The following is a 25,462-nucleotide window of genomic DNA, read 5'->3' as shown; positions in this document are numbered from 1 at the left end:
ACCATTATGATCAATAAAAAACTTATACATTTTAGTCTTATCACGCTAGTAGTCCAGGCATTTGCTATGCTATTTTGCATACCCGCCAATGCGCAGACGTTCCCCATAAGCTCCCAGCTACAGTTATCGCCTCCATACAGTGTGTATTTCTCAGATTTGCTTCGTCCGGAGGCAGACCAGGTAAAACTAAACCTATTATTAAGGGACCTGCAGGAACCGTTTTTGGATGTGAGGCTGAGGCTAAAAGTTGAAGGGCCAGGCATAACATTAGAAACTGCTCCCTGGTACCAAGCCCCCGCCATAACCCTTGAAAGTGGGATTCCACGGTTATTAACCTCCGTTGATCTGGCTGGCTACTTCGATGCAGCCAACCTAAATTTTGGAGGTATCAGCCGTGGTAAATATGAACAGCAAGGAGGCAGGCTGCCGGAAGGCTTATACAGGATCAGCTTTACCGTATTGGATGTGACAACAGGCCGTCAGCTCTCACAACCAGGACAAGCAATAGCATGGATGGCCTTAAGTGAACCTCCAAGATTGAACTTGCCGTTTTGCGATGCGGAAATTAGCCTGGACAATGGGCAACAGTACATTGTTTTTCAATGGTCGCCTATTGGGGTTTCGCCCAATACTTACGGGGAGCAGGAGTATGAGTTTACCCTTACGGAAATAAGGCCAACGGGCCGAGATCCTTACGAGGCTATGCGTACACTGCCTCCTGTTTATCAATTTTCAACAAGCGAAACCAGTTTGGTATATGATAACGATGAACCGCTATTGATCCCGGGCATGGCCTATGCCTGGCGTATTCAGGCCAAAGACATAAACGGAAAAGAAAGGTTCAGGGAACAGGGGTTTAGCCCTGTTTGTACATTCAGGGTAGCAGAAACAGCGCTGCCCTCTCCAATGGGTGTAAGGGCTGAGGCCATTACCAGCTATCAAGGCAGGGCATATTGGGACTTAAATCCGGAGGTGGAAGACTACCGTGTAGAATACAGGGTAGCCGATGGCACTACCTGGTACGGTATCAATGAACCTGAACAAGCGGGCGGCCCCATCGATGGAGAGCTGAACATATCAGGGCTTGCCCCCGGCAATGAGTATGAAGTGCGGGTAGGTAGCCGAAGGGATGGACTAGTAAGTAGTTGGAGCGAAAGCGTTTATTTTACCACCCAGGAAGAACAAGTACTGGCCTGTGGCGATGTTGCGCCAATTGTACCTATTGAAGAGTTTGACCCTTTGCCTAGTGCTAGTGTCGGGGATGTAATTGCCGCTGGTAATGTTGATCTGACACTTGTGAGTTTCACAGGTTCCAATGGCGTGTATAGCGGTTGGGGTACTGTAAAGATCAATTTTTTAGGTAATCGTATTCCTGTAGAGTTTACCAACATCAAGATAAACAAGAATTATAGGATGATCGAAGGATTTCTGTATAGTATGCAGTCCAGTATTGACGATTATATACGCCAGTGGCGAGAAGAGCATGCCGATCAGGACAGCACAACCAATGATGGCGGGCACACAAATACACCTGACAGTACAAACACCAATGGCGATACTGACTATATCAATTATGATGGTGAAATTGACAGTGTCTATGTAAATGATGGTGGTCTGATAGTTGTAGTTGATGAAAACGGAGACACTGAAACATTTGAACCGGATGAAGATGGAGGTACAACCTTTGTCGATGCCAGTGGGGATGTTTGGCATGTTGACGAGAATGGAGAAGTAAGCGACAATGAGGTAAGTGATATAATCGTTAATAGTGATGATAACAAAGACAAAGGTTATTATTTAATGATACCAAATGACACAACTAAATATAAGAACGGAGATGAGCTTGTCCTGATAAGACATAAAGGTGAATTGCCCTTAGCCGTATACTCTGACATTGACACATTAAATATTGAAACACTACAATGGAAAATAGCAGGAAGTGAAACCTGTAAGGGTAAATCTAATTGTAATGTTGATTTGAGTGAAAAAGGAAATTACAAAATAGAGGTATTTAATGGTTCGGAAAAGGTTTTAAGAATGAACCTCAATATCTATAAGAAACCTATTGTTGTTTTCGAGAATGATCGAAATTTTGATGGCGATTATGGTTTTGATGGTGCTGGCTATATTCAATTACGGAATGCTGGAGATTATGAGAAGCTAAATTTTAACGGAACTGACTACTATGTACCTGTGATGACATTTTTACCCAACCAAACAGCAACTATTCAATTTTATGCCAAAGGACTTGAGAACGCAGCCAAAAAAGACCGAGATTTTAAAGTAACACTGAAGTCAACAAATGGAAAGATAACCTTAGATTTTCAGGATGAGATTACAATCCCCTATGATCAATTAGCAGGACTGTCTAACCCAAGAATACCTGTAATTATTCAGATTCCCAATACAAATACAATCGGAAGAGTAGACAAGCATGAATATATTGTGGCTACCGATCATAAAGGAGAATTGTTAGGAAAAATTGCCATATCTTACGGCAAGATAGCTTCAACAAAAGATGTAAAGTTTGTATATGTGAACAGGGGAAATGGATGTCCTAGTTGGTCCGTTGATGATTTTCTTAACTTCACAAATTTAAAATCCCATAATCAATTCTTTAGAAATTGGCACCTTCATGGGGTAGATACTTTAGACATTACTGAGGACTTTAAAAAGCGGAATAGTAAATATTTAAATAGTGAAACCGCCTTGGAGACTTTGAAGGAACAGTACAAAAGTAAATTTGACATTGAAAACACCCATTATTTTTTTCTTACGGATATTCCAGTAAAAGGTGAAGATGGTGGCATTGTTGGTGGTCAGGCTTATACAGGGGGGGCATTTGGAGCTTTATATAATGTAAATAATAGTGAGCCGGTGGCAAGAGAATCAACGGCACACGAGTTTGGACATCTCCTGGGATTGCAGCATCCATTCTCCTCTAAAGAAGTAGGTGCTAGGGCTATTCCGAAAGGAACTACAAAAAGTTATATGGACTATGTTTCAAAAGGAAGAAATATGTTCTTTATTTATCAAATGGGAGGGGTTAAATAAAATATTATGAGATTGACATTCATAGGACTAGTCTTACTTATCTCATCATCTTACCTATTTGGTCAAGATACCTTGAGAATTAATGAGAAGCAAAGAAGAATACAAGAGTACTTAGAAAAATATAGATATTGCCAAGCAGGTTATTATTCATGTAGAGGTTTAGGACCTCTTGAAGGAGACAGCATATTATACACGTCTAAATCTAAAGATCGAATTTTTGAGCTACTTAAGAATGAATGGCTGGACGAGGAATTAGAGCTAATTTCTATAAACCAATTAAAAGAAAAACTTCAAAAGGACATTGATTTTTTAAAGCAGATTATAGGAGATACTATAAAGTATCCCTTTGCAAAAGAAAAGAGACATGAATTTGAGGAGAGGCTTGATAGTTTAAGTTCCATTAAAGATCAGCCCATAAAATCTAATGTATATTTAATGGCACACTTAAATGAGATCCAGAAAACTTTAGCAGACCAAAAAGTTGAAGACAAAATAATTCTAATTTCAGGATCAATTAAAGACGCGAGGTATTTGGAAGTTCTAAAGGGAGCTTTAGGGGATAGCCTTCATTACAACCAAAATGCAGTTAGACTTGCTTTGGCTCGAATGGGAGATCGACCTAGCCTTGTAGATGTTTTAGATAGAAACAGGATTGAATTACCCTACAAGCCCAACAATGATAAAAGGGGAATGTACAATCCCATAAGAGATTATCAAGAAAGGTCACCCGCCTTACTTTATCTAAACACACAAGAATCGGTGCTTGAGCTTTCTAAATGGTTGTCATTGACCTCATCTAAATATGAGGTGGAAGCCATTTCTCATACAGGGACTTATGTCCCAATAGCTAATTATGCAGCGGAGGATTTGGTAAACGTTATATTAAATCCTGATTTTAAAAAGAGATTTTCTTCCAAGTATTATTCTATAAACTCCTTTAACCCTTCCGATTTGAAGTTTATCAAAAAGTGGGTTCAGGAAAATTATGGAAAGTACAAACTAGATAAAAATTATCTCCCGTTAGATTGGGCGGGCGAACTTTCTTATGAATAATAATAAAACCATGAGACAAATAATTTTAGCTATACTTCTGTTTTGTACTAAAGCCTCATTAGGTCAGGACTTACACCATAATTCAAAGCCCTTGAGTTTGGATAACCCTCTATATGACAATAGGGTATGAGAAGAATATTATCTGATTTTGTTAATCTATTTGTGGGTTCAAAAGAAGGATTTGAATTGAGCAATACAGGTATGGTTGTAACCATTTTATTGATTGCTCTCGTTATTTTTCTTTATGGATTGGTACAGGTTTTATAAACGATTTAAGCTTCTGCTAGAAAGATCGTACTTAAAAGGTGAAATAATGTAAAAATACTTACCTCTGATCTGATCATTGTAATTTAGATTATAGTTTAAGGGTTATGATTGACCAAACCATTAAAGAAAATGTTCTCAAACCTAACAACGCATTTTGGGTTGAGAATATTATCAAAGCCCGTATCGCAGAAACCATCATTAAAGAGTTATTTCGTAGCCTTGGCTACGAGGTTTATTATTATGGAATGGAAAATTCTGTTCCTGCTCTTACCAACAAATTAAGTCGATGTGAGGATGAGACATCCCTCGGAATTAGAAGAATGCCAGACCTGGTTGTGTTTGACCAAAACAGGAAACGTTCCTTTTACATAGAAGTTAAATTTAAGGCTGATGGAGCCTACAGTAAGGTCGAATTAAAAGAGAACCCCTATGATAGTGCTTTTGTGGTAGTGGTTACTAAAAAGCATATAAAATGCCTGACCGTCAAAGAGATTAAGGAAGGAAAGAAATTAAGAAAATATCCTGATAACTATTTAGGCGATCGGCCAGAGTTTGAATTTTCAGAAGAGCAACGGGAGATGATTAAAAGTTTTTGTGATTATGCATTAAAGTACTATCAGTGCGTTTAGAATAATCTCTATTTTCGCGTCATGATAAATATCGCTAGTCGGCTAAAAGACGACTTAACAGTTGTTGAACTAATTGAGTTACTCAAATCAGCGAGCAATCCGTCAGGCTATATATTGGTTCCTTTTGAGGTTTTGTCCAATGCTTCCAGAGGTTCGCACGATACTATAAACTACTGCAAAGAGCATGGTTTTATCAGAGTAGAAAAGTCAGGTAAAAAGTGCTATGAATTTTACATAACTGCAAAAGGTTTGGCATTTTTAAAATCCCGTATTTCTTGATATATATAAGTTTTATGGGGAATGATGACGAGGAGAACCAATTATATTGTATATCTTTCTTTTCCTGCGGTCAGCTCCTGTTTCAATTTGGTCTCTGAAAGCCTTGGAGTGAAAGGTTGAGCATATAGATTCTAAAATATAAAGCATTCCTTTCTTTGTATTTTTAATTTCAGTGACGATCATCATGATATTCATTTCTTTTAGGAATACCTTGTTTTTTGTTTGTATTTTATTCATAAAGACATAACTATTTTTTTGATAAAAAATGTTTTCTGGTGGGTAAAATCAACCCAAATCACGAAACTTCTTTAACTGCCTCGCCTACCATTGCCCTATAATCAAACAACCCGATTATGGCAGCTATAAAAAACCAGTCAGAACTAAACCGTGAGATCGAGGAATTAATTAAGAACAAAGATGCCTCTAAACAAACCTACTCCGAGGAAGACAAAGCCTTTGTAAGCCAGTATGTCGGAAGTGGCGGTGAATCCACCACCGGTAAAACTGGTGAGGGTATCCTCTACGAATTTTATACGCCAACCTACATAGTAGAACTTATGTGGGAGTTGGCTTATCACTTTGGGTTTGAAGGAGGACAGGTTCTTGAACCCGCATGTGGAACAGGTCGATTTTTTAGCCATGCACCTAAAGAAAGTAAGCTAACAGGCTTTGAGACCAACCCAATAAGTGCAAGGATAGCCCAAATACTCTATCCAGTGGCAGAGATCCACAACTTCTATTTTGAAAATGCCTTTATGATCCAACCGCGTTATGTCTCCCGTATCAAGGAAGGTTTAACCTGGTTAAGCGGCTACCCCTTCGATTTAATAATCGGGAATCCTCCATACGGCAGGTACAGGAACTTCTTCAGCAGCTACTTCACATGGCCGAAGGTTATCCAGAACGAACTGTTCTTCATGTATTACGGGCTAAAAATGCTTAAAAAGGGAGGTTTATTGGTTTACATCATTCCCGACAGGTTTATGCGCAATGGAGCAACCTACAGTCAAATGAAAAAAGAAATGGGTTGGATATGCAAGTTACTGGATGCATACCATTTGCCACCAGTGTTTCCCAAAACCTCAATCTCCACCGACATTATTGTACTTCAAAGAACATAAAAGATGAGGTTAAAGCTGATATTTTCTAAGTCAAGGTAACATAAGAGCTTGTTAACACTCAAAATCACGGAACTACATTCTGGTTTCATACTACGCTTGTGGTATGAAAACTCAATTAAATAACAACCAAGTAATGCAACTCAGGTCGATGATCCGGGTTGCCCTCCAACATTGCGATCGTAGTGTCACCCCTAATTTTTGTCAAATGCTTAGTTCACCTGAAAGCTATAAAAAGGCCGAAAGCATGGTGCTCAACTATGCCATTAAGAATGAAGTGAGTATAGGGGCCGCTATAAGTCAACTGGAAAGCGAGATGACATGAAATGCCGGAACCTCACTTTGCTGGAACTCTTTGCCGGGACCGGAGGCTTTGCCTTGGGACTAGCCCGTGCGGGGTTCCACTTTTCCACCCACTACTTTTCAGAAATAGATGAAAAGGCCATAGCTAATTATAAGTACAATTTTAAACAAGCGATCCCACTAGGGAACGTAACAAACATCGATGCCAAGAAAATCAAAAGACCAGACATCCTTACCTTCGGTTCACCCTGCCAGGATTTATCGGTCGCTGGAAAGCGAAATGGACTTAAAGGCAGTAAAAGCCGCCTCTTTTTTGAAGCAGTCAGGGTTATCAGAGAAAGCCGACCCCGTATTTTTATCTTTGAAAACGTCAAAGGTCTCCTGTTCAGTAACGGGGGCAAAGACTTTGAAATCGTGCTCCGGACGCTTGCCGACATTGGGCTATATGACGTCCAATGGCAATTGCTTAATACTGCCTGGTTTCTCCCCCAGAATAGAGAACGTGTGTACCTTGTCGGAAGTCTTAGAGGCGAACCCGCTCCACAAGTATTTCCTATCGGAGACCACTGCCAAACGGATTGTAAAAGGAATGAAAAGACCCTCATTCAGGCCAACATTGCTCCGACAATAGACACCCGGGTTGGAGAGCAAACCAACAGTGCCCCTTATGTGCTTGCAGTTAGAGGGCAAAAGCAGAAGGGTGGTAGCTATACCCAGGGAACAGAATTCCGCAAGGATAAAAACACCAATGCCATTACCGGCACAAACAAACATAACTTATTGCTACAAGGACCCTGGCAACCTCTTAAAACCCAAAGAACAGAGAAAGCCAAAGCCATAAGAAGGGAAAATCAGAAGTTGGGTATAGACCATGCCCCATTTGCTGAAAAAGAATATACCCCCAGGCGTGAAAATATGACTGGTGCCATTGCCAGCTCTTCCCAGATGGACAACCTTTTGGCAAGCAAAACCAAACCGTTGATAAGAAGGCTAACTCCACGCGAATGCGAGAGATTACAAGGCTTTCCTGATGAATGGACGTTTTACGGAAGTTTCAATGGAGAGATAAAGGAAATCAGTGATACTCAACGCTACAAACTTGTTGGCAATGCAGTCAGCGTACCCGTTGTAGAAGCCCTGGGCAAAAAGTTATTAGGCAAACCCGTCCACCTGCAGGCGACACTTGACGGTCTTTACAACGAAACATTATTCCCGGACTTAAAAGGCATTCATGCAAAATACAGCTCTATGCAAAAAAATAAAGAACCTGATTACTACAGACACCGGATGGAGGTAATAGAAGACCTCATCATGAAATACAACCTACTGCTCCGTGAAGAAAGCGACATTGATCGGAAAAAAGCCATAGAAAAGAACCTGAGAGTCTTGCGAAATGGTGTTTTCCCGGAAGAGTATGAAGACTTTGCCTATGAATATAACATTCCATTGATAGAAGAACGGCTTGCCAACACCACCTTCGGTAATCACGAATTAACATTTGATGAAATCACCCGCTATAACACCTGGTTTGAAGCACACCCTGAGAAAATTGCCGGGACAGAGTGGGTAACTACATCAAGAGACTTTCCAATAAGCATTAAGGGTACAAAACAAGATATTATTGATACCATCAGGAAAGGCCTCCAAACCCCACCGGATGATCGCATGGATAAAAAGCTTGAAAAGCTAAAAGCCGATGCAAAACATATCAAACAACAACTCTTAAAACTCAAAAAGAATATGAATAATAACAACTATGCCCTGAGTGGGCTTGGCGATGATAATTTTTTTGCAAGCTTGGGCGACCTGTACCAGCCGGATATCGAGGTAATGAACAAGAACCTTGCATCCTTAAAGGAAGTATTGCAAAAAAGCCAAAAAGAAAAACAAGAAAAGCACAATGACCTGTTAAGCTTTGATGATGTAGATAAACTGTATAATAAGGGTATCAGTGAAAAGGAAAAACAAGCATGGGTATGGTACAAACGTTCACTAGGCTACCCCATGAGAGGCTGGAACAAATACTATGTCAATTCAAAAGCTGGTAAGGAAGAAGAAGTATTGCGTACAATTCGTGATACAATGATCAAAGATAACCGTTGGCAGAATATTCAAAGCGTAAAGAAAGGCACAATCATAGGTAAACCGACGAAATTCACTAACAAATATGATCGAGACACCTACCTGGTATATGTAGGGTTAGATGGCAATAAATACATCATTAACCAGGCGCATGTTACCAGAGAAAAAACAGGTGTGAGAGTTGATGATGAATTACTTCACCAATGGATTAAAGAAGGAGTTCTGTTTTACTCCCGGGGTGATTTTTTACCCTATCCCTTGTTTGCCTATGGCAATATGTATGACCGCGAATTACAACTCCGTGAAGATAAAATTGACATCATAAACATGTTTGGAGAGGAAGAGTACAGCAAACACCTTGACTTAATCAATAGTCTGAAACCAAAACTTTTGACCGTTACCAATCCTGATCCCAACGAGCGGCCAAAGATTTTAAGTGTATCCAAATTTGCGAGAAACTTTGAAGTAGTAGAGCTTAGAGATGAAGCGGGAGTAGTGTTAAATGAAGATGAAGAAGATATAAGGCAGTACAGCCTTACCCATGCCTTTGAGAAATGGCTGGAAAAACTTGACAAGCACCATTTTAATGAAGTCACCGCAAAAGAGATCATAGACTTTTATATCAATGGGAAAAACCTCAAAAAAGACTTTTCAGATGAACACAAAAGTACTATTGAGAAATACACCAGAATAGAAGGAGAGGAGCTATTCAGCAACTTCCTCTATGAAGCAGTAACCTTTGAAGACCAACAAAAAATTGACTTTAAATGGAACCGCGAGTACAATGGCTTTAGTGCCATTCCCTACCATCGCGTACCTATAGGCTTTGAATGTTCATATAAGTTTAAAGCATTCAGTCTCGAATTTACCCCTGCGCAACGTGAGGCAATAGCGTTTATGGAGATTGCCGGATCAGGAATAATAGCTTATGATGTAGGCGTGGGAAAAACTATGTCAGCCATTATCACTGCGGCTAATGCGCTTTATTCAGGGAAATGCAGTCGCCCGGTTATTGTGGTGCCCAATCCTACCTATGCCAAGTGGGTACGTGAAATAATTGGCTATCATGACAAGGCAACCAAAAAAATCATACCAGGAGTTTTATCATTTACAGATGTAACAGTTAATGAATGGTACAACCTGAACAAAACCATAGCCGGAAAAATTGACTTTCTTAAAGCTGTTCCAGAAAAAAGCATTACCGTAATGACCTATGAGGGGCTGAAAAAAATCGGTTTTTCAAGAAAAGTGATGGAGCTTCTTTTTAAAGAACTAAGTCAAATACTCGCCCAAGCAGGTGACGAGGATAAATCAGGCCGTGACCTTGAAAGCAAGTATCAAAAATTTCGCGAATTAATAGGCATGGGCGTGAAGGATACCATTGCTGATATTGATACCCTGGGCTTTGACTACATGATCATTGATGAAGCACATAATTTCAAAAATGTCTTTGCTGATGTTCCCACCGATGAAGACGGAGTTAAACGCTACAAGATCACTGGTTCACAAAGCAGTAGAGCAGTAAAGGCTTTTTTTCTATGCAATTACATTCAACGCACCTTCGGTAGCAACGTCATGCTCCTAACAGCCACGCCATTCACCAACAGCCCCCTTGAAATCTACTCCATGCTTTCCCTTGTAGGCCACGAAAGCATGCGCAAGATGGGTATTGTTTCGGTGGAGCGATTCATGGAAACCTTTGTGTTGCAATCATTAGAATATGTAAACTCCTATGATGATACTATCAGGGAAGCTCCTGTTGTTAAAAGCTTTAACAACAGACTAATCCTTCAAAAGCTCATCCATAACCATATTGCTTATAAAACAGGCGAAGAGGCGGGAGTGAAAAGACCGTGTAAGGTGAACCTGCCGCGAATCAATGCTACCATGCCAGATGGAAGTATTAAACGTTTGCCAAATGACCAGCAGATAGTCACCTATTTGCGGATGAACCAAGCGCAGAGGGATAACCAAAAAGAGATTATTCAGCACGCCCAGCAAGGGACTGTTTTAAATGGTAACATCATGCGTGCAATGGGGCAGTCCCTGGACAATGCACTTTCGCCATTTTTATATAAATTTAATAGACCACCGGAGGATTACATTGATTACGTAGAAGGAAGCCCTAAAATCCATTATACAATGGAGTGTATTAAGTCCGTCAAAACATATCATGAAAACAAAGGGGAGCCGGTTTCAGGACAAGTAATCTACATGAATCGCGGTAAAGATTACTTTCCTTACATCAAGGAATACCTAGAAGAACAATTAGGGTACAAGAGCAATGTTAAACACACTAATAAAAGTTTTGATGAAGTTGAGATAATATCTTCCGGTATATCAGCGAACCGTAAGGAAGCTATAAAGGATGCATTTCTTGCAGGTATAGTGAAAATAATAATAGGGACAGCAACCATAAGGGAAGGCATTGACCTTCAAAAAAAGGGAACCGTAGTTTACAACCTCTATCCCGATTGGAACCCTACCGATATTAAACAACTTGAGGGCAGGATATGGAGACAAGGCAATGAATTTGGTTATGTGCGCTCAGTAATGCCACTTGTACAGGATTCAATGGACGTATTTGTATTTCAGAAACTTGAAGAAAAAACAGCCCGTGTGAACGACATCTGGTATAAGGGAGATCGGGGTAATGTTATCGACCTGGAATCACTCGATCCGCAGGAGGTCAAGTTTGCACTATTTACCAATGTAAACGCCCTGACAACAATCATAATTGATGAGGAAAGAAAAGAGATCCGCAGGAAATTAGTAATTGCCGAAAACAACGTAGATACCATGTCTCGCTTTAATTTTAAACTTAATATGTACTACGAATTTCAAGAGAGATGCCGAACCAGACTTATTGAGATTACAAGAAACTTTAAAAACTACTTTTTTGGCAAGGAACAAATATATGAAACTCAAAATTGGTATATCCTGAAAACAGAGGCCAATCAGAAAGCCTTTATTGAAAGAGTGGGTAAAGCCATTAAGGAAGCAGAAGCCTTTGAGGAAGGAACCGAAAAAGCAGATAAAGAATTGCTTCGCATCGGGCGTTCCATGTTTAGCATAAGCCGTGATATGGAGCAAAACCCTTCGGATGTAGCTAGTATGTTTAATACATTCAAGGAGTACTTGTCAGAAGTAAGGAAAGCAGAAAGGACAGTGCTGGCAGACAAAGGCTATACCCTAAATGATAACATGGAAGACGTGCTACAAGCATTTAAATCTGAACGCGATAAAATACAAGATGAGTTTGACAAAACACGGGAACCTAGTTATATCAAAATCAAAACCGAAGAGGTATTGGCAAAGAAAGAAAAACTTCAAATTAGTGGTGGTAACCCTATTGAAAGAGCCAGGGATTTCGCAAAATTAAATTACCTCCTGGAATACAAAGCCTCGGACGTAGAAGACGGACAGTGTGTACTGCCATCACCTGATAGAAAGCCATTAAAGCGAGAACAGAATGATGATAAATTAAGACTAATAAAGTTGAAAGCCAAAGCAGTAAAGACCAGATTGACCTTGCTTAAATTCAAAATGCAAATGGAGAAATAACAAACCCTCATAGAATCCGGTCACTTTATGACCGGATTCTTTGTAAACACCCCAAATCACGGAACATCAGAAAAGTGGTAAACAGGCTGGCGATATCATTACAGGAAAAAAGTAATGATAACCATAGCAAACTACAACAAGAAAATAACTCCTGATATTGTCAAAAGTTTACCTGCCGACCTACAAAACACACACCATGATTTTGATGAGTTGGTACACTTTTATGATGCAGATAAAAGCATCAAAGAGGTAGTAGACCTGTATATTGAACTTCTTAATAAATTTCTTGAAAAGAAAGATGTAAAACCCAAAAGGACAAAAGTAGCATTAAAGCCTGCCGTAAAGAATCGAAAGAAGAATACACAGGAAAAGAAAACCAAAGCGAAGAAAATTGCCTCACCAGAAATTAGCTTCACTTTCCACGAAGACAAAGACTTTTATTTTCTGAAACGTTTTTTAAATCTGCTCAATAAAACCAAGTCTAAACACCAGATAGGTTTATATGTCAAAGCTCTTCAACGTTCCATAATTGCCAAAGAGATAAGAAAAACTTCAAAGTATGCAGAGCATATAATGAAGATTCAGGATAAGCTATGTGCAAAGTTCAACCGCATGAAAGACAGTGAGGCAACCACTTTAAGCATAGAAAAGAAATGGGAGGATGAATTAAGGGCTATTGCCAATAAGGAAAAGGTTTATAAATCTGTCATGCTGATCAAGCGTTATATTGGTCTAGCAGGAAAAAGAGCAGCAGACAAAGCCAAACTATTGCTAAAGGCTATAGAAAGTGCGTTCAGGAAGCAGGAGATTGGCAAAGGAGATCCATACTATGAAACCATAAATGAGATCAGGAAAAATTTAAAAAAATCTACTGACGGCTCCGCTATTAAAATAGATCAGGCAGAGCTGTCAGGATTAAGGGGCATCGTTGAAGACTACGAACAGGAAGAATTGAACGGCTGTATGTGCGATGGTCCGATCAATAGTGTTGATTTTGCGAAACTCAAATTTAATACCCTTGGTTTTGGAGGTAAGTGGAAAAGCTTTATTGGTGATCCTACACCCGGATTCACTGCCTTGGTATATGGTAAACCCAAAAGTGGTAAAAGTACACTTTGCGCTCAGTTTGCTGGTTATATGGCTACCCTTGGTAAGGTACTATATGTTTCTAAAGAAGAAGGTAAGAATGGTATATTACAAGAAAGGTTGATACGGGTCAATGCAACCCACCCCAACCTGGACATTGATGATCATATACCTTTCGATAAGCTACAAGATTACGATTACTTAATCCTTGACTCAGTTCATAAGTTGGGCCTTAATGAAGAAACCCTGGACCAGCTCCCAAAGAGATTCAAGAACATTAAAGGGTTTGTCTACATTATGCACTCAACCAAAGGAGGAGATTTTAGAGGAAGTCAGACCTATGCACATAATGTTGATGTATTGATCAATGTTGATGAAGGAGGCATTGCAACCCAAACGGGTAGATTTGCCCAAGGCAGCGAAATGGATGTTTTTGATCAACATAAAGCCGCCTGATTATGATTTTAACATTGTTCAAACTTTTGGGTAGGTATTATTGGATATTACTACTCATCATTATTGCTATCCTCTTCTACTCACACCAGAAACAAAAAAGCCTGGCAGAAGATTATGAGCAAATGGCAGACCTGCAGTCGGTCGAAATTATGCAATGGAAGGACAAGGCCGGAAAAAACAGAGCAAGAGCAGAAATAGCGGAGATCAAAGTCGAGAATGCAAAAGAGGTGCTCAGTGAAGATTTGAAAAGGATGCTAAAAAAAGAAGTAGGTAACATCAAAAAGAATCTGATTAGCTATTCTTCAATAAAAGCAAGTACAGCTGGACATATCCAGGTAAATGGAAGAGATACCTTAATCGTTCTGAATAATCCGCAGATAGAACCTGTTAAGGCAATTAAGTATTCTTATAATTCAAAGCACCTTGAGTTTCAAGCTCTGGTCGTACCGGGCATTGATTCGTTAATAGCAGATTACAAAGTTTACCACAATTTTGATCTGACTTACTATTACAAGAAGCCAGGAAAACCACCTTTTAATTTTTTCAAAAAGAAACGGGCGTTTGCTGAGATTAAGTTTGACAATCCGGGTAGTCAGGCTGATAGTGTTTACAGTATTGTGTTGGAAAGAAAAAGAAACTTTCTAAAAAGGTTATTTGGCCATTAAGCAAAGAGCTACTGCAAGAAATAATTAAAGGTTTATCTCTTGCAGTAGTTCATTGCGTTTATTGTTGATCCCTTTATAAAATTCATCCCAAGGAGTAGTCAAAATTACCATTGTTTCAGTCACTATTCTTACCACATCAACCAATTCTTTGTACCGTTGATCCGTATTATTTTGGTGAGTAAAAGGTCGCATAATCAAGAATGTGGTCAAATCACCTAAATGTTCATATTTCGAAAATTGATCATAATAATGAAACGCAAGGTTAATTGAGGGATTATTCGACTTTTTTGTATCTGATAACATTTTGTTCATCATATTACTTACGGTTGGAAACGAAGGATATATTATTTTCTCATTTTCTCCGAAATATTCAGGTTTTTCTTTCACCAAATCAGAAAACATTCTGTCAATATCATTATCATTTGTTCTATTGATTTTTTGAAATATTTTCATTGAGTGGAGAGTATATCGAATATGATCTGATTTAAGCCATTTTATATTATCCGCAAGGTCCTCATCAGTTCCTGACTTAAACAAGAGAAACCCAAAGGTTATACAATCAGAAAGTAAAGTTCGGAGCAATATGTAAATGCTATCATGATAGTGAAGCTTCTGCTGAAAATTAATTAACAATCCACTAACCGTATTCAGGCCACTGTTAAGTTTTAAAAGTAAGGTATCAAAAAAATGAACAACATCTTCATCATGTTGTCCTTTTAAGGGCTACAGATTTTCAGCGACGTATTGAGTAAAGTAAACTGTCGATTTGGCTAAGTTTGAAAATTTATCCATTTAATTAAATTGTAAGATAAGGGATACAGAAACACACGGAGCGAACAATTTACCGTGTAAAACTAACTTAATCAACTCCATCTCGATAATGATGTGATAATACTCTTAGAGTGTTCTTTTAAGTTCAAAATTGCCAAAATACCCAACCTTGGGTATTGACAAAGTCATTTGGCAATGATTAGTTTTAAATTTTGCTCACTGGTATTAAAGATGACTTTCGAAAAGTATATTGTGCCGTTGGGAAAGTTTTGAAGGACTGTTGAGCGAAATGAGTATATTAAAGTGCTGTTATATCCGATTGTGGTCGTTTGCAAGCGTTTATTGTCGATTAATGAGTTAGTATGCAGTATTTTATCTGAAAATACATAATGCTTATATGTGCAACGTTGCATATATTCAATTGTTAGGCAAAATTAGAAATCCATGGGTGATTCCAATGACAAAAATATAGAGCCAATTAAGCAAATTCCTGAAATGACCAATGAAACTTGGGAACTTCTTGAGTTTAGACTTTGGGAGAAAATAAGTAACAAACTTTGGAAATTAGTAGGAATATTCCTCACTGTAGTAACAATTGGGGGACTTCTTGGAATAAACGCTTTTATTGATGCCAGAATTGACAGACAAGTAAAGGAGGAAAAAGAGCGGTTAGCAGAATATGAAAAAGAGCTATCAAAGCGCAATCAACAATTAACTCAATTTGCCAAGTTAATAACCTTATTATCGAACAAATTAAGCAGTGATAGGGAGACATTTTACTTAGTCGCAAGAGACATTCGAGCAAGTTCTGATACCTTGAATTTGAATCAGGAAAAGCTAAAAAGCGTATTAGATAAACTGGAGGGATTTTGGTTCCGTCAGGATGAATATCCCCAATTGATTGTGACTTTGACTAATTTATTGGAAAACAAAGAACCTAATGGAGGGTCACAAAAAATTGATACACTTGACTGGGAAACTTGGCAACAATTTGAAGAAGCTGCTCAAATTAATGGAAACGATTTGTTTCCCACTATTCTAAATTTATATGCACATATACTTTCTTCTGAGAATGCATTAGAAAAAGCTATTGCCAATCAGTTAAAAGAATATCTGATTGAACCAGAACTAAAAGGATCAATACAAAAACTTTACGAAAGAGAATTTGGGGAACCATACTCTGAAGAATGGAAAAAATTTCATCCATGGGGTGGTTTTTCGCTGTCCAATGGAAAATATGGCTGGGATAATTGGCCTGGCTTGGGAAGAAATGCTTTTATCAGAGAGGAATTTTTAATTAGCGATGGTAACTCTCCTGTTTTCTGATTAAAAACTTTGCCTAACAAAAATCTATGCGCAATAGCGCCCTGCGGGACTCTACTGCGCATAACCAAACCGTTATAGCCCATACAAAACCCACAATGAGTATCCTAGATTGTTTTCGTTTCGATATTTACTCTCCAAAAGCAGCGATAATTCTTCGTTATTTTATAATTAATTGAAATTCAGAGAATTAATTGGTTGGATTTCCTCGTGTGGGTTGTCAAATTTTACTGACTTTTTCTATTAATATACCCAAGGTTGGGTATTGACTTCTAGCTATTATAATATTAGCTTTTCAACTTCGCTTGTAAACGTAGCAGCAAGCATACTGTTATTAAGATGTAGGCTAATCTAAATATTTATGTTTTCGCTTTTCGAATTTCTTCAGCATGCAACACTTAAAATAGAGTGTGTTTTAAATAATGGGAATACAGCTTCGGGCACTGGATTTTTTTATCAATTTGTTTTTGACGATGAAGCAGCGAGTACTGTTATAATAACTAACAAACATGTTGTTGAAGATGCTCATACAGGCTTGTTTAAATTAACAGCTCTTGGAGGAGACGGGAAACCCAACTATAAGGACCAAACAACTGTCACAATTAATGATTTTGAAAGCGGATGGATAATGCACCCAGATGAAAATATCGATTTGTGTTTATTTCCAATGAGTCGCATACTTTCAGAAATGGAAAAGCAAGGTAAAGAACCATGTTTTGCCCCGATACGCGCAAAAGAAATGCCTGATTATACCAATTTAGGGATTTATAAACCCACTGAAGAAATTCATATGGTGGGATACCCAAATGGATTAGGTGATGAGCAAAACAATCTTCCACTAATAAGAAAGGGAATAACGGCCACTCCGTTCTACATTGACCATAATGGAGAGACGGAATTTCTGATTGATTGTGCCTGCTTCCCTGGTTCAAGTGGTTCTCCTGTGTTAATAGTAAATGAAGGTAGCTATTCTCTTCATAAACAACCGTTACAGGCAGGAAATAGAATGGTTCTACTCGGAATTCTTCATGCAGGACCTGATTATGACGCGCAAGGAGAGTTGCAAAAGTATAAAGTCCCAACTAATAATGTAGTTTTAACGAATATTCCGATGAATCTAGGTTATTGCATACAATCCAAGAGAATCTTGGACTTCATCCCTATATTGGAAGAATTGAAAGCAAGAGAATAAGCCATTGGTAAAATATGAAATGAATGAGGAAATGTCTACTAGCAAATTTCCTCACTCAGCATACTTCTCTTTTTATCTACTGTCTAAATACCACGTTACCAATCCCACATGACAACTGAAATTTGTAAATTATGTAATAAACAAGCGAAGCTTATAGAAAGCCATGTAATTCTGAAAGCTATATTTCGTTGGCTAAAGAATACTTCTGGTACAGGATTGTTTAGAGGTGGAGGTAAAAACAGGAACAAGGTCCAACAAGATGGATATAAATACCGTTGGCTATGTAATAATTGTGAACAGAAATTTAGTATATATGAAAAGTATTTCATGGAATGCATTTTTAAGCCTGTCAATAATGGAATTGCAGTTTCTAGTTTTGATTATGATCACAAACTGTTTTATTTCCTATCTAGTGTTTGGTGGCGAATAATTCATCAAAGCCTTTTAGAAACAGACGTGCAAGAATGCGGTTATCTTAAAGAAATATATGCCTGTGAACAAGAATTAAAAGATTTTTTAAACAATGGAAATTTCCCGCATACATATAGTCAAAACTATTTGATGTTATTGGGCGAAATCAAAAGAGCACCTAAACATTTGCAACACTTAAATTTTATTTTTCTAAGAACGGTTGATCCATTACTAATGTTCGATAAGGATTCTTGCTACTTATCTCTTAGAGTTCCACATTTTTACTTTTTCCTAAATATCACCGGACTTCATACGAAAATGCTGGAAGCGATTGCCTTAAATCCTAAAGGAGGGCACTTTCAAGTTAGTAGTCAACCAATGATAGAACCACATATTACAAGCTTGATAAGTCAACGCATAATTACTATAAATTCACAGAAAGTTTCGGAGAATCAGATTCAAAAAACAACAGAAAGACACTTGAAAAATATGGACAAGTGGCTCGACTCGAAATCATTTGATGTTTGGATCAAAGATAGGAAGAGAGAAGAGTGATGTCAGAAGCTATCACTTACCATGCCACTTTTTCAAAAACCTCGATTGCAGCCAAATCTGATAGTAAAAGGTTCGATATTTGTCCCCGAGGGGCTACAAAAAGCCGATTGTCGCGAGATGATCGGCTTTTTTGATTCTAAGTAATTGACATTCAGATTATTATCTTTTGATCTGTGTTTCGATAATTCCTCTCTCAAAACATCACTCATTCTTGATTTTTATGTAATCTTCTGAAATTCAAATAATTGAATGGTTCGATTTTCTCGTATGGGTTTCCCAAATTTGTTGACTTTTCCTTCAATATACCCAAGGTTGGGTATTGACAATGTCATTACGCATTGACTAGCTTTAAATTTGGCTCACAAACGTAAGAATGGCTTTCAGAAAGTCGATTGTGCAGTTGAGAATTATGAGAGCTGTTGTTGAGCGAATTGATTAAATTAAAGTGTTTTTTATATCCGATTGTAGTTATTTGAAAATATTTATGGTTGGGTAAGTATTTGCTGTTTAGGTTATAGTGCATCAATAGCTACATAATTAAATAACAAGCATACTGTTATCTGGTATGTTATCGGTAATTAGAGAGAGAAAATGAAAAGATTACTAATCAATAATAAAGCTAAAAAAGACCTTTTTGTAAAGTCCGGTAATAGATGTGCATTCCCTGATTGTCAACAGGAATTGTTAGTTAATGGAAATACATTTCTTGGAGAAATTGTACACATTGAAAGCTACTCTCCTGCTGGACCGCGTTATAATCCGACCAATTCAGTGAATGAAATTTTCAATATTTCAAACCTAATTCTCCTTTGTCCAAATCATCATCGAATAATAGACGCATCTCCTGAAATATACACAATAGAGAAACTGAAGCGGTTCAAGGAAGGAAACGAATCAATATTCGAGAATAAGCCCAGAAAATTCGAACTAAAAAAAGCGGAAATTAATTTTGAATTAAATCATCAAGAACTTCTGGATTTATGGCAAGAGAATGAGTTAAATGATGATGAAGAGTTTTGGCAAAAACTATTTTGCTCTAACCCAGCAATTCTATCTCACATATTGATTAATCCAATTATAAAAGTTGATGATAAATCATATTTAGGAGGGAAATCATTTGATAATAAAGGGGGTAATATCATAGATTTTTTGTTTAAACAAAAACAAAATTCAGACGCTATTCTAATTGAAATCAAAACCCCAAAAACTAGACTACTAGGACAAAAATACAGAGGTAATTCTTACTCAATATCATCTGATATTTCAGGCTCTATCGTTCAGCTTCTCAATTATAAAAACGAATTTCAAAGAAATTATTATGCCTTAACAGATGGAAGTGAAAACGGATTGAAATCCTTTCACCCTAAATGTCTTTTGATAGCTGGAAGTAGAGAGATGGAAGAAATGGATGACAATCAAAACCGTTCTTTTGGGATCTTCAGAAACAGTTTAAAGGATGTTGAAATCATAACATATGACGAACTATATGAGAAGATAAAAGATGTGTACGATATATTTAAAAAAAACGATAACAATGTATAAAATACATTAAAGACGTTCTGCAATACGCACAGTTTAAGAAACAGATTTTTATATCATTGGACGGTATAAATAGATACACTTTAAAATCACAAGAAATTTTAAATGACAAATGTGTATTGCAACTCTCAGAAACAAAAAAAAATCAATCGTGACTGGAGATAACTTCAAAATTCAATGCCAATATTCAAACTAGAAGGAGATAAGATTATCGAGCTAACTCAGACGACCTTTTCAAACGAAAAAATTGATGAGGCTCATGATTTGCAGAAATTCATAATTAACTCCATTGAAACTGTAGAAAAGAATCTCTTTGTAATCAGCAGTGAATTTGGAGATTGGGAAGACAGTAGAAGAAGGGTTGATATACTGTGCCTTGATAAGGATGCGAATCTTGTCGTTGTTGAACTGAAACGAACAGAGGATGGAGGACACATGGAATTGCAATCAATTAGATATGCTGCCATGGTAGCCAGTTTAACTTTTGACAAGGCTGTCCGAGCCTATCAACAGTATCTAAAGAAAAACGGAATAGACAACATTGATGCACAGGAAGAGATTATGAGCTTCTTGGAATGGGACGAGGTTAATGAAGAGGAATTTGCCAATGATGTCCGAATAATTCTTGTTTCTGCTGACTTTTCAAAAGAGATTACAACATCAGTATTATGGCTAATAGAACGAGATATTGATATCAAATGCATTAGGATCAAGCCACAGAAAGACGGGGACAATTTGTACTTTGATATTCAGCAAATAATACCACTTCCAGAGGCGACTGATTACACGGTAAAGCTCCGGGAAAAAGCGGCAGAACAACGACAAGCTAGACGTGAAAGCAGTAGAGATTATACGAAGTACAACCTAACAATTGGCGATATAAACGAAACAAATCTCAACAAACGTCAAACAATGCATTTGGCAATGAGTCAAGCAGTAAGACTTGGGATCAGTCCAGAACGACTTATGGAGCTAACTGGATCCAAACGTTGGATATGGGTTGATAAATTTTGCAACTCAAAAGAAGAATTTGAAAGTTCAGAAATTCACAACGTCAGAAGTTACGATTCTTCAAGGTGGTTTAACGCAGATAATGAACTGATTCAATTTGAAGGGAAGACCTACGCATTCAGTAACCAACATGGCAAAGGAACTTACGATTTGGTAACCAACACCTTTCAAAAATTCCCAGAGCTTAAGGGCGAAATAACAAAGAACGAGAGCTAACATTCTGTATGAAATTATGGCTGGTAATGCACAAGGGCATGTGAAGCCTTACTAGAAAATATAGATTAAATATTATTTGATGTTAAAAAAGATTAAGAATTATTTTAAAAAGGTAAAAAGAGCAAAAAAAATTAGAAAGCTTAGGAAGAAGCAACCTCCATATTTGAAGAAGGATTTTGGGGTAGAATTAAATTACAAACTATGGGTTACTAAAGGTGCTAGATTCTCCGCAAGTGAAAGATATAAAAAATTGAACCAGCTCTCTTCGCAAACAGTTGGATATTTGTCTGCTTATTTGATTATTGTTAACCTAATAAATATCTATGATGTTCCATTTATTAAACAGCTTTCAGATAATGAATTAGGGTTTTGGACTACCGCTTTATCTATTTTAATTTTAATTTATAGTCAATTTGAAAGCTCTAAAAATTACTCGATAAAAGGTGAAAAATTTCATCAATGTTCGCTTGAAATTGCTGAGCTATATAATCAGTTGAGAATAGTTAAGACATCTTCATTTATGGACAAAGAAAATGAAGAAAATCGTGTGGCTGAAATATCAAAACAATATGATGCAATTTTAAGACAGCATGAAAATCACTCATCTATAGATAGTAAATATTTTAAAATTCATAAGCCAGAGTATTTTGAACTAAGTAAGCTGGATGTATGGAGTATTAAAATTGAAAAGTACTTCAGAGTAAATTTTAAATACCATATCATGCTTTATGGGCCAGTAATAATATTTGTTTTTGATCAATTAAGGTGATGATCTTTTGAAGGTAGTTTTTTGAAAATTATTAAATTTCAAGTAAAGTGGATTGCATTTTACTCATACTTTCTGCAAAATGCATTAATTAATAATTGAATGGGATTCAAACTTACCAATACGGAGGAGGACTACAAAAATTTGACTGTTGTTAACGACAAAGAACAGGTTATAACAACATATACTAATGTTGAAAATCTATTTGCAAATGGGTTAAAGTTTGAAGCATGTATTTCTCAAGCGGGCATTTTAGAAGCTGTATGCTATTACTATCTCATTTTAGAAAAGCATCAGGGAAGTCTAAAGTTCGACAGCGATTCAGAAAGAAAAATTAAAACAAACGATTTAACGTTCGGACGGACTAAAACCCTTCTAATAACCCATAAGATAGTAACTGATGACAAACAAGTGCAAATGTTAAAGGATTATGTTGACAAAAGGAATCTTTTGACCCATAGACTAATCGCAGAAATGAAAGTGATAGACTTTGACGAGTTTTTTAAGAACGGGAACGAGCTTCTTTTTTCGATGTGGCGAATGATTCTGAAATCAACGGAAGAAATAAGGAATAAAGTTAATTAGGACATATCGCACAACATTGCATGTAAGGTATGCTGGCATGTCTTTATGTGCTATTTCTGAACGCAAAGTATGATTAATGAAACAAATGCAAGACCTATCCTTTTATGAAGCACTGTCCTTCGGAACAACTCGAATCGTTTGCCGACTTAAAAGTGGTGGAATAAGTACAGGGACAGGATTTTTCATCTACCTGAATAAACCGGAAGGTGAAGATTTTAAACCTATTCTTATTACGAATAAGCATGTGATTAAAGATGCGGAAGAGGGAACGCTAACCTTAACAATTTTAAAAGATGGCAAGATTGCGGGAACGGAAAAGGTAGAAATCCCATTTAGCAATTTCGAGTCATTTTGGATTCCTCATCCAGATGAAACCGTTGATTTATGCATGCTTAACTTTAAAACCGTTGAGATGGTGATGACAAGAACCGGAAAACAATTCTTCTATCTGCCATTAGTTCTTGAAATGATACCTAATGCTAAGACAGTTTCACATTTCGATACAATGGAAGAAGTCACTATGATTGGTTACCCGAATGGAATTTGGGACAGTTATAACAACAAACCGATTTTCAGAAAAGGAGTCACTGCAACAGACTTAAGACTGGATTATGAGGGTAGACCTGAATTCTTAATTGATATGGCTGTCTTCGGAGGGTCGAGCGGTTCTCCAATTCTTTACGCTAACAGTACATTACAGCCTCAAATGGGTGGTGTTGCCAACCTTAGGCAACTTTATCTGGTTGGGATTCTTTATGCGGGATTCCAACATCGAGCCAATGGGGAAATTAAGGTTGTCGAAATCCCTCAAACTCAGAGGACGATTATAGAAACCTCAGTCCCAAATAATCTCGGAATTGCTATAAAAGCTGAAAAATTACTGGATTTCAGGAAAATGCTATACGGTGAATAACAGTATATAACAAACACTAAAGAATGGAGAATTTTAATGTTTCGGTAACAATACCATTGGGCGAAAATGGAATGATGGGCTAGTATATTACTGTCGGATAACTATTTGTCATTCAAATGAATAAATGAGAAGTAGTTATATGTAAAATAACAAGCATACTGTTATATAGATGTTACATGCCATGAGAATTCTCTGCTATATATTACTAACGATACTTTTAGCATCATGCCATTGTTACTTCGTACAGTATGGAGTGGTATTGGATGCAGACACCGGTGAACCCATCTGTGATCTGTCCTGATCCAAAAATGCTAGTAAAAAAGGAAGGGTATAAAGACTTTGAAATAGAAGTCGAAAATCATGACGGTACTTAATTGGGGCGTTCAGTTGTTTACGAAAGTTCTGTGGGTATTTGAAACACCGCCAAATCGTTGATTTGGCTTTTGAAAATGAATTAAATAAAATCTAAATAAACGATTTGGCTCGGAGCTAGCTTGAAAGTTCAGTGCTTTCTATTGCCCTACTTGCCATATACAAATCGTTACCGGCAATAAACTAGACTTCTAGATGGAAATAGATATTAAAAAATTTTACTTTCAGGATTCACTCTATTCTAAAACAGAAATTAGTGACGATGACCTGGAAAGCCTTTTCCGAACCGTTTATTTTTCTGGCAAGATCGATTCTTATTGTCCCTATTGCAAAAAGGAAACTGTATTTCAAGGAGAACCAATAAGAGCAAAAAAGAAAAACCCAGATTTAAATAGTTATAATAGTGAAATTTTTTCATTTGAAGATTTCACCAACGAATATGATTTTGACTTCTTAAGAAATAAGGATTTTCGGCTTTCTTTTAAATGTTTAAGAGAAGAATATTCACATAGAATTTATTTTTATGTTAGAGTTGAGCCTGATTCAATTTTCAAGATTGGTCAAAACCCTTCATTAGCTGAACTTACTGATAGTTTTGTAACTCGGAAATACAAAAAATTGCTATCTAACGATAAAATCTCTGAGTTTAACAAGGCCATTGGATTACATGCTCATGGAGTTGGCATTGGCTCATTTGTCTATCTAAGAAGAATCTTTGAAGGCCTAATTTTTGAAACTTTTGATAAAGTTCAAGAAAACTTAGGGATAAGCAAAGAAAAATTTCGATCAGCAAGAATGAGCGATAAAATTACTTTTCTAAAGGATTATCTTCCTGAATACCTTATTGAAAACAAGGAGATTTACGGAATTCTTAGTAAAGGAATTCATGAATTAGATGAAAACTTTTGTAAGGAAGTATTCCCAGTCATACAAGATGGACTTGAATTCATTCTTGAAGAAAAATTGATCCAACTTGAAAAGGAAAATAGGAAAAAAAGCAATAGCCAATTGATTCAGAAGATAAAGCAAGATCTAAATAATGGGAAATGAAAGAACTTAGTGAATTAGAGAAAAATTTCTTATCAGATCTACTTGAACTCTCAAAAAGATCACATGATATTTTCTTTGGAAATTTGGTTGATAAGTATTTGCCAGATATTGACGTTTCTCTCGATCGACAGAACATGGTTATTTCGGTCGGACTATGCCAGTCATTTCGGTGTTACTATGCCACTTTAAGAGTTGCGTAATT

At 37.2% G+C, this 25,462-nt stretch carries 21 protein-coding genes; 19 read left to right on the top strand and 2 right to left on the bottom strand.

The annotated features are described in order from the left end of the window. The first annotated feature begins 6 nt into the window (after positions 1 to 6). The 4 genes from JMN32_RS05215 to JMN32_RS05200 all read left to right on the top strand — a co-directional run bounded on the left by JMN32_RS05215 (position 7) and on the right by JMN32_RS05200 (position 5,282). Positions 7 to 3,054, top strand: a complete 3,048-nt coding sequence (locus JMN32_RS05215; RefSeq protein ID WP_202855240.1) for a fibronectin type III domain-containing protein — start codon at positions 7 to 9, stop codon at positions 3,052 to 3,054. A gap of 6 nt (positions 3,055 to 3,060) precedes the next feature. Then, the gene (locus JMN32_RS05210) at positions 3,061 to 4,107 is read left to right on the top strand and encodes a hypothetical protein (RefSeq protein ID WP_202855239.1); all 1,047 of its coding nucleotides are present in this window, start codon (positions 3,061 to 3,063) and stop codon (positions 4,105 to 4,107) included. A 371-nt stretch (positions 4,108 to 4,478) separates the two neighbouring features. After that, positions 4,479 to 5,003 carry a hypothetical protein gene (locus tag JMN32_RS05205; RefSeq protein ID WP_202855238.1) on the top strand — a complete coding sequence of 175 codons (525 nt, stop codon included), beginning with the start codon at positions 4,479 to 4,481 and terminating at the stop codon, positions 5,001 to 5,003. A 21-nt stretch (positions 5,004 to 5,024) separates the two neighbouring features. Next, on the top strand, positions 5,025 to 5,282 hold the full coding sequence (locus JMN32_RS05200; protein WP_202855237.1) for a hypothetical protein: 258 nt from the start codon (positions 5,025 to 5,027) through the stop codon (positions 5,280 to 5,282). A 12-nt stretch (positions 5,283 to 5,294) separates the two neighbouring features. Here JMN32_RS05200 and JMN32_RS05195 read toward each other — a convergent pair whose 3' ends face one another. Further along, positions 5,295 to 5,519: a hypothetical protein gene (locus JMN32_RS05195; protein ID WP_202855236.1), complete on the bottom strand. Its 225-nt coding sequence runs from the start codon at positions 5,517 to 5,519 to the stop codon at positions 5,295 to 5,297. Positions 5,520 to 5,635: 116 nt separating this feature from the next. On the opposite strand from JMN32_RS05195, the gene JMN32_RS05190 reads away from it, so the two are divergent. The 5 genes from JMN32_RS05190 to JMN32_RS05170 all read left to right on the top strand — a co-directional run bounded on the left by JMN32_RS05190 (position 5,636) and on the right by JMN32_RS05170 (position 14,556). Continuing rightward, complete coding sequence (locus JMN32_RS05190) at positions 5,636 to 6,403, top strand: HsdM family class I SAM-dependent methyltransferase (RefSeq protein WP_202855235.1); 768 nt, start codon at positions 5,636 to 5,638, stop codon at positions 6,401 to 6,403. Positions 6,404 to 6,506: 103 nt separating this feature from the next. Then, positions 6,507 to 6,725, top strand: coding sequence for a hypothetical protein (locus JMN32_RS05185; RefSeq protein WP_202855234.1), 219 nt, complete (start codon positions 6,507 to 6,509; stop codon positions 6,723 to 6,725). Next, entirely contained in the window at positions 6,722 to 12,349 is a 5,628-nt protein-coding gene (gene dcm / locus JMN32_RS05180; protein ID WP_202855233.1) for a DNA (cytosine-5-)-methyltransferase, read from the top strand. Before JMN32_RS05185 ends, dcm begins: the two co-directional genes overlap by 4 nt. 114 nt (positions 12,350 to 12,463) lie before the next feature. Continuing rightward, positions 12,464 to 13,891, top strand: coding sequence for an AAA family ATPase (locus tag JMN32_RS05175; protein WP_202855232.1), 1,428 nt, complete (start codon positions 12,464 to 12,466; stop codon positions 13,889 to 13,891). A 2-nt stretch (positions 13,892 to 13,893) separates the two neighbouring features. Next, positions 13,894 to 14,556 (top strand): hypothetical protein, encoded by a 663-nt coding sequence (locus JMN32_RS05170; protein WP_202855231.1) that lies wholly within the window; start codon positions 13,894 to 13,896, stop codon positions 14,554 to 14,556. Positions 14,557 to 14,580: 24 nt separating this feature from the next. Here the strand turns inward: JMN32_RS05170 and JMN32_RS05165 are convergent, their stop codons facing one another. Next, on the bottom strand, positions 14,581 to 15,009 hold the full coding sequence (locus tag JMN32_RS05165; protein ID WP_202855230.1) for a hypothetical protein: 429 nt from the start codon (positions 15,007 to 15,009) through the stop codon (positions 14,581 to 14,583). Positions 15,010 to 15,771: 762 nt separating this feature from the next. Between JMN32_RS05165 and JMN32_RS05160 the strand changes: the two genes are divergently transcribed. The 10 genes from JMN32_RS05160 (at position 15,772) to JMN32_RS05120 (ending at position 25,260) form a co-directional block, all read left to right on the top strand. After that, the gene (locus tag JMN32_RS05160; protein WP_202855229.1) at positions 15,772 to 16,653 is read left to right on the top strand and encodes a hypothetical protein; all 882 of its coding nucleotides are present in this window, start codon (positions 15,772 to 15,774) and stop codon (positions 16,651 to 16,653) included. 358 nt (positions 16,654 to 17,011) lie between these two features. Then, positions 17,012 to 17,842, top strand: a complete 831-nt coding sequence (locus JMN32_RS05155) for a S1 family peptidase (protein ID WP_202855228.1) — start codon at positions 17,012 to 17,014, stop codon at positions 17,840 to 17,842. A gap of 108 nt (positions 17,843 to 17,950) precedes the next feature. Then, a complete protein-coding gene (locus tag JMN32_RS05150; protein ID WP_202855227.1) occupies positions 17,951 to 18,808 on the top strand; it encodes a hypothetical protein in 858 nt (285 codons plus the stop codon). Positions 18,809 to 19,399: 591 nt separating this feature from the next. Beyond that, positions 19,400 to 20,350 (top strand): Shedu immune nuclease family protein, encoded by a 951-nt coding sequence (locus JMN32_RS05145; protein ID WP_202855226.1) that lies wholly within the window; start codon positions 19,400 to 19,402, stop codon positions 20,348 to 20,350. Between the two features lie 174 nt (positions 20,351 to 20,524). Beyond that, a complete protein-coding gene (locus JMN32_RS05140) occupies positions 20,525 to 21,574 on the top strand; it encodes a PDDEXK family nuclease (protein ID WP_202855225.1) in 1,050 nt (349 codons plus the stop codon). A 79-nt stretch (positions 21,575 to 21,653) separates the two neighbouring features. Then, positions 21,654 to 22,343, top strand: coding sequence for an SLATT domain-containing protein (locus tag JMN32_RS05135; RefSeq protein ID WP_202855224.1), 690 nt, complete (start codon positions 21,654 to 21,656; stop codon positions 22,341 to 22,343). 99 nt (positions 22,344 to 22,442) lie between these two features. Beyond that, positions 22,443 to 22,925, top strand: a complete 483-nt coding sequence (locus JMN32_RS05130; RefSeq protein ID WP_202855223.1) for a hypothetical protein — start codon at positions 22,443 to 22,445, stop codon at positions 22,923 to 22,925. Positions 22,926 to 23,001: 76 nt separating this feature from the next. Continuing rightward, a complete protein-coding gene (locus JMN32_RS05125) occupies positions 23,002 to 23,838 on the top strand; it encodes a S1 family peptidase (protein WP_202855222.1) in 837 nt (278 codons plus the stop codon). A 248-nt stretch (positions 23,839 to 24,086) separates the two neighbouring features. Beyond that, on the top strand, positions 24,087 to 24,212 hold the full coding sequence (locus JMN32_RS27495) for a hypothetical protein (protein ID WP_262896697.1): 126 nt from the start codon (positions 24,087 to 24,089) through the stop codon (positions 24,210 to 24,212). 193 nt (positions 24,213 to 24,405) lie between these two features. Beyond that, positions 24,406 to 25,260, top strand: a complete 855-nt coding sequence (locus JMN32_RS05120; RefSeq protein WP_202855221.1) for a hypothetical protein — start codon at positions 24,406 to 24,408, stop codon at positions 25,258 to 25,260. Positions 25,261 to 25,462: the final 202 nt, after the last annotated feature.

Source organism: Fulvivirga marina (assembly GCF_016775155.1).
Classification (GTDB): domain Bacteria; phylum Bacteroidota; class Bacteroidia; order Cytophagales; family Cyclobacteriaceae; genus Fulvivirga; species Fulvivirga marina.
The sequence above is the reverse complement of the archived record's forward strand: the minus strand, read 5'-3'. Positions and strand labels throughout refer to the sequence as shown.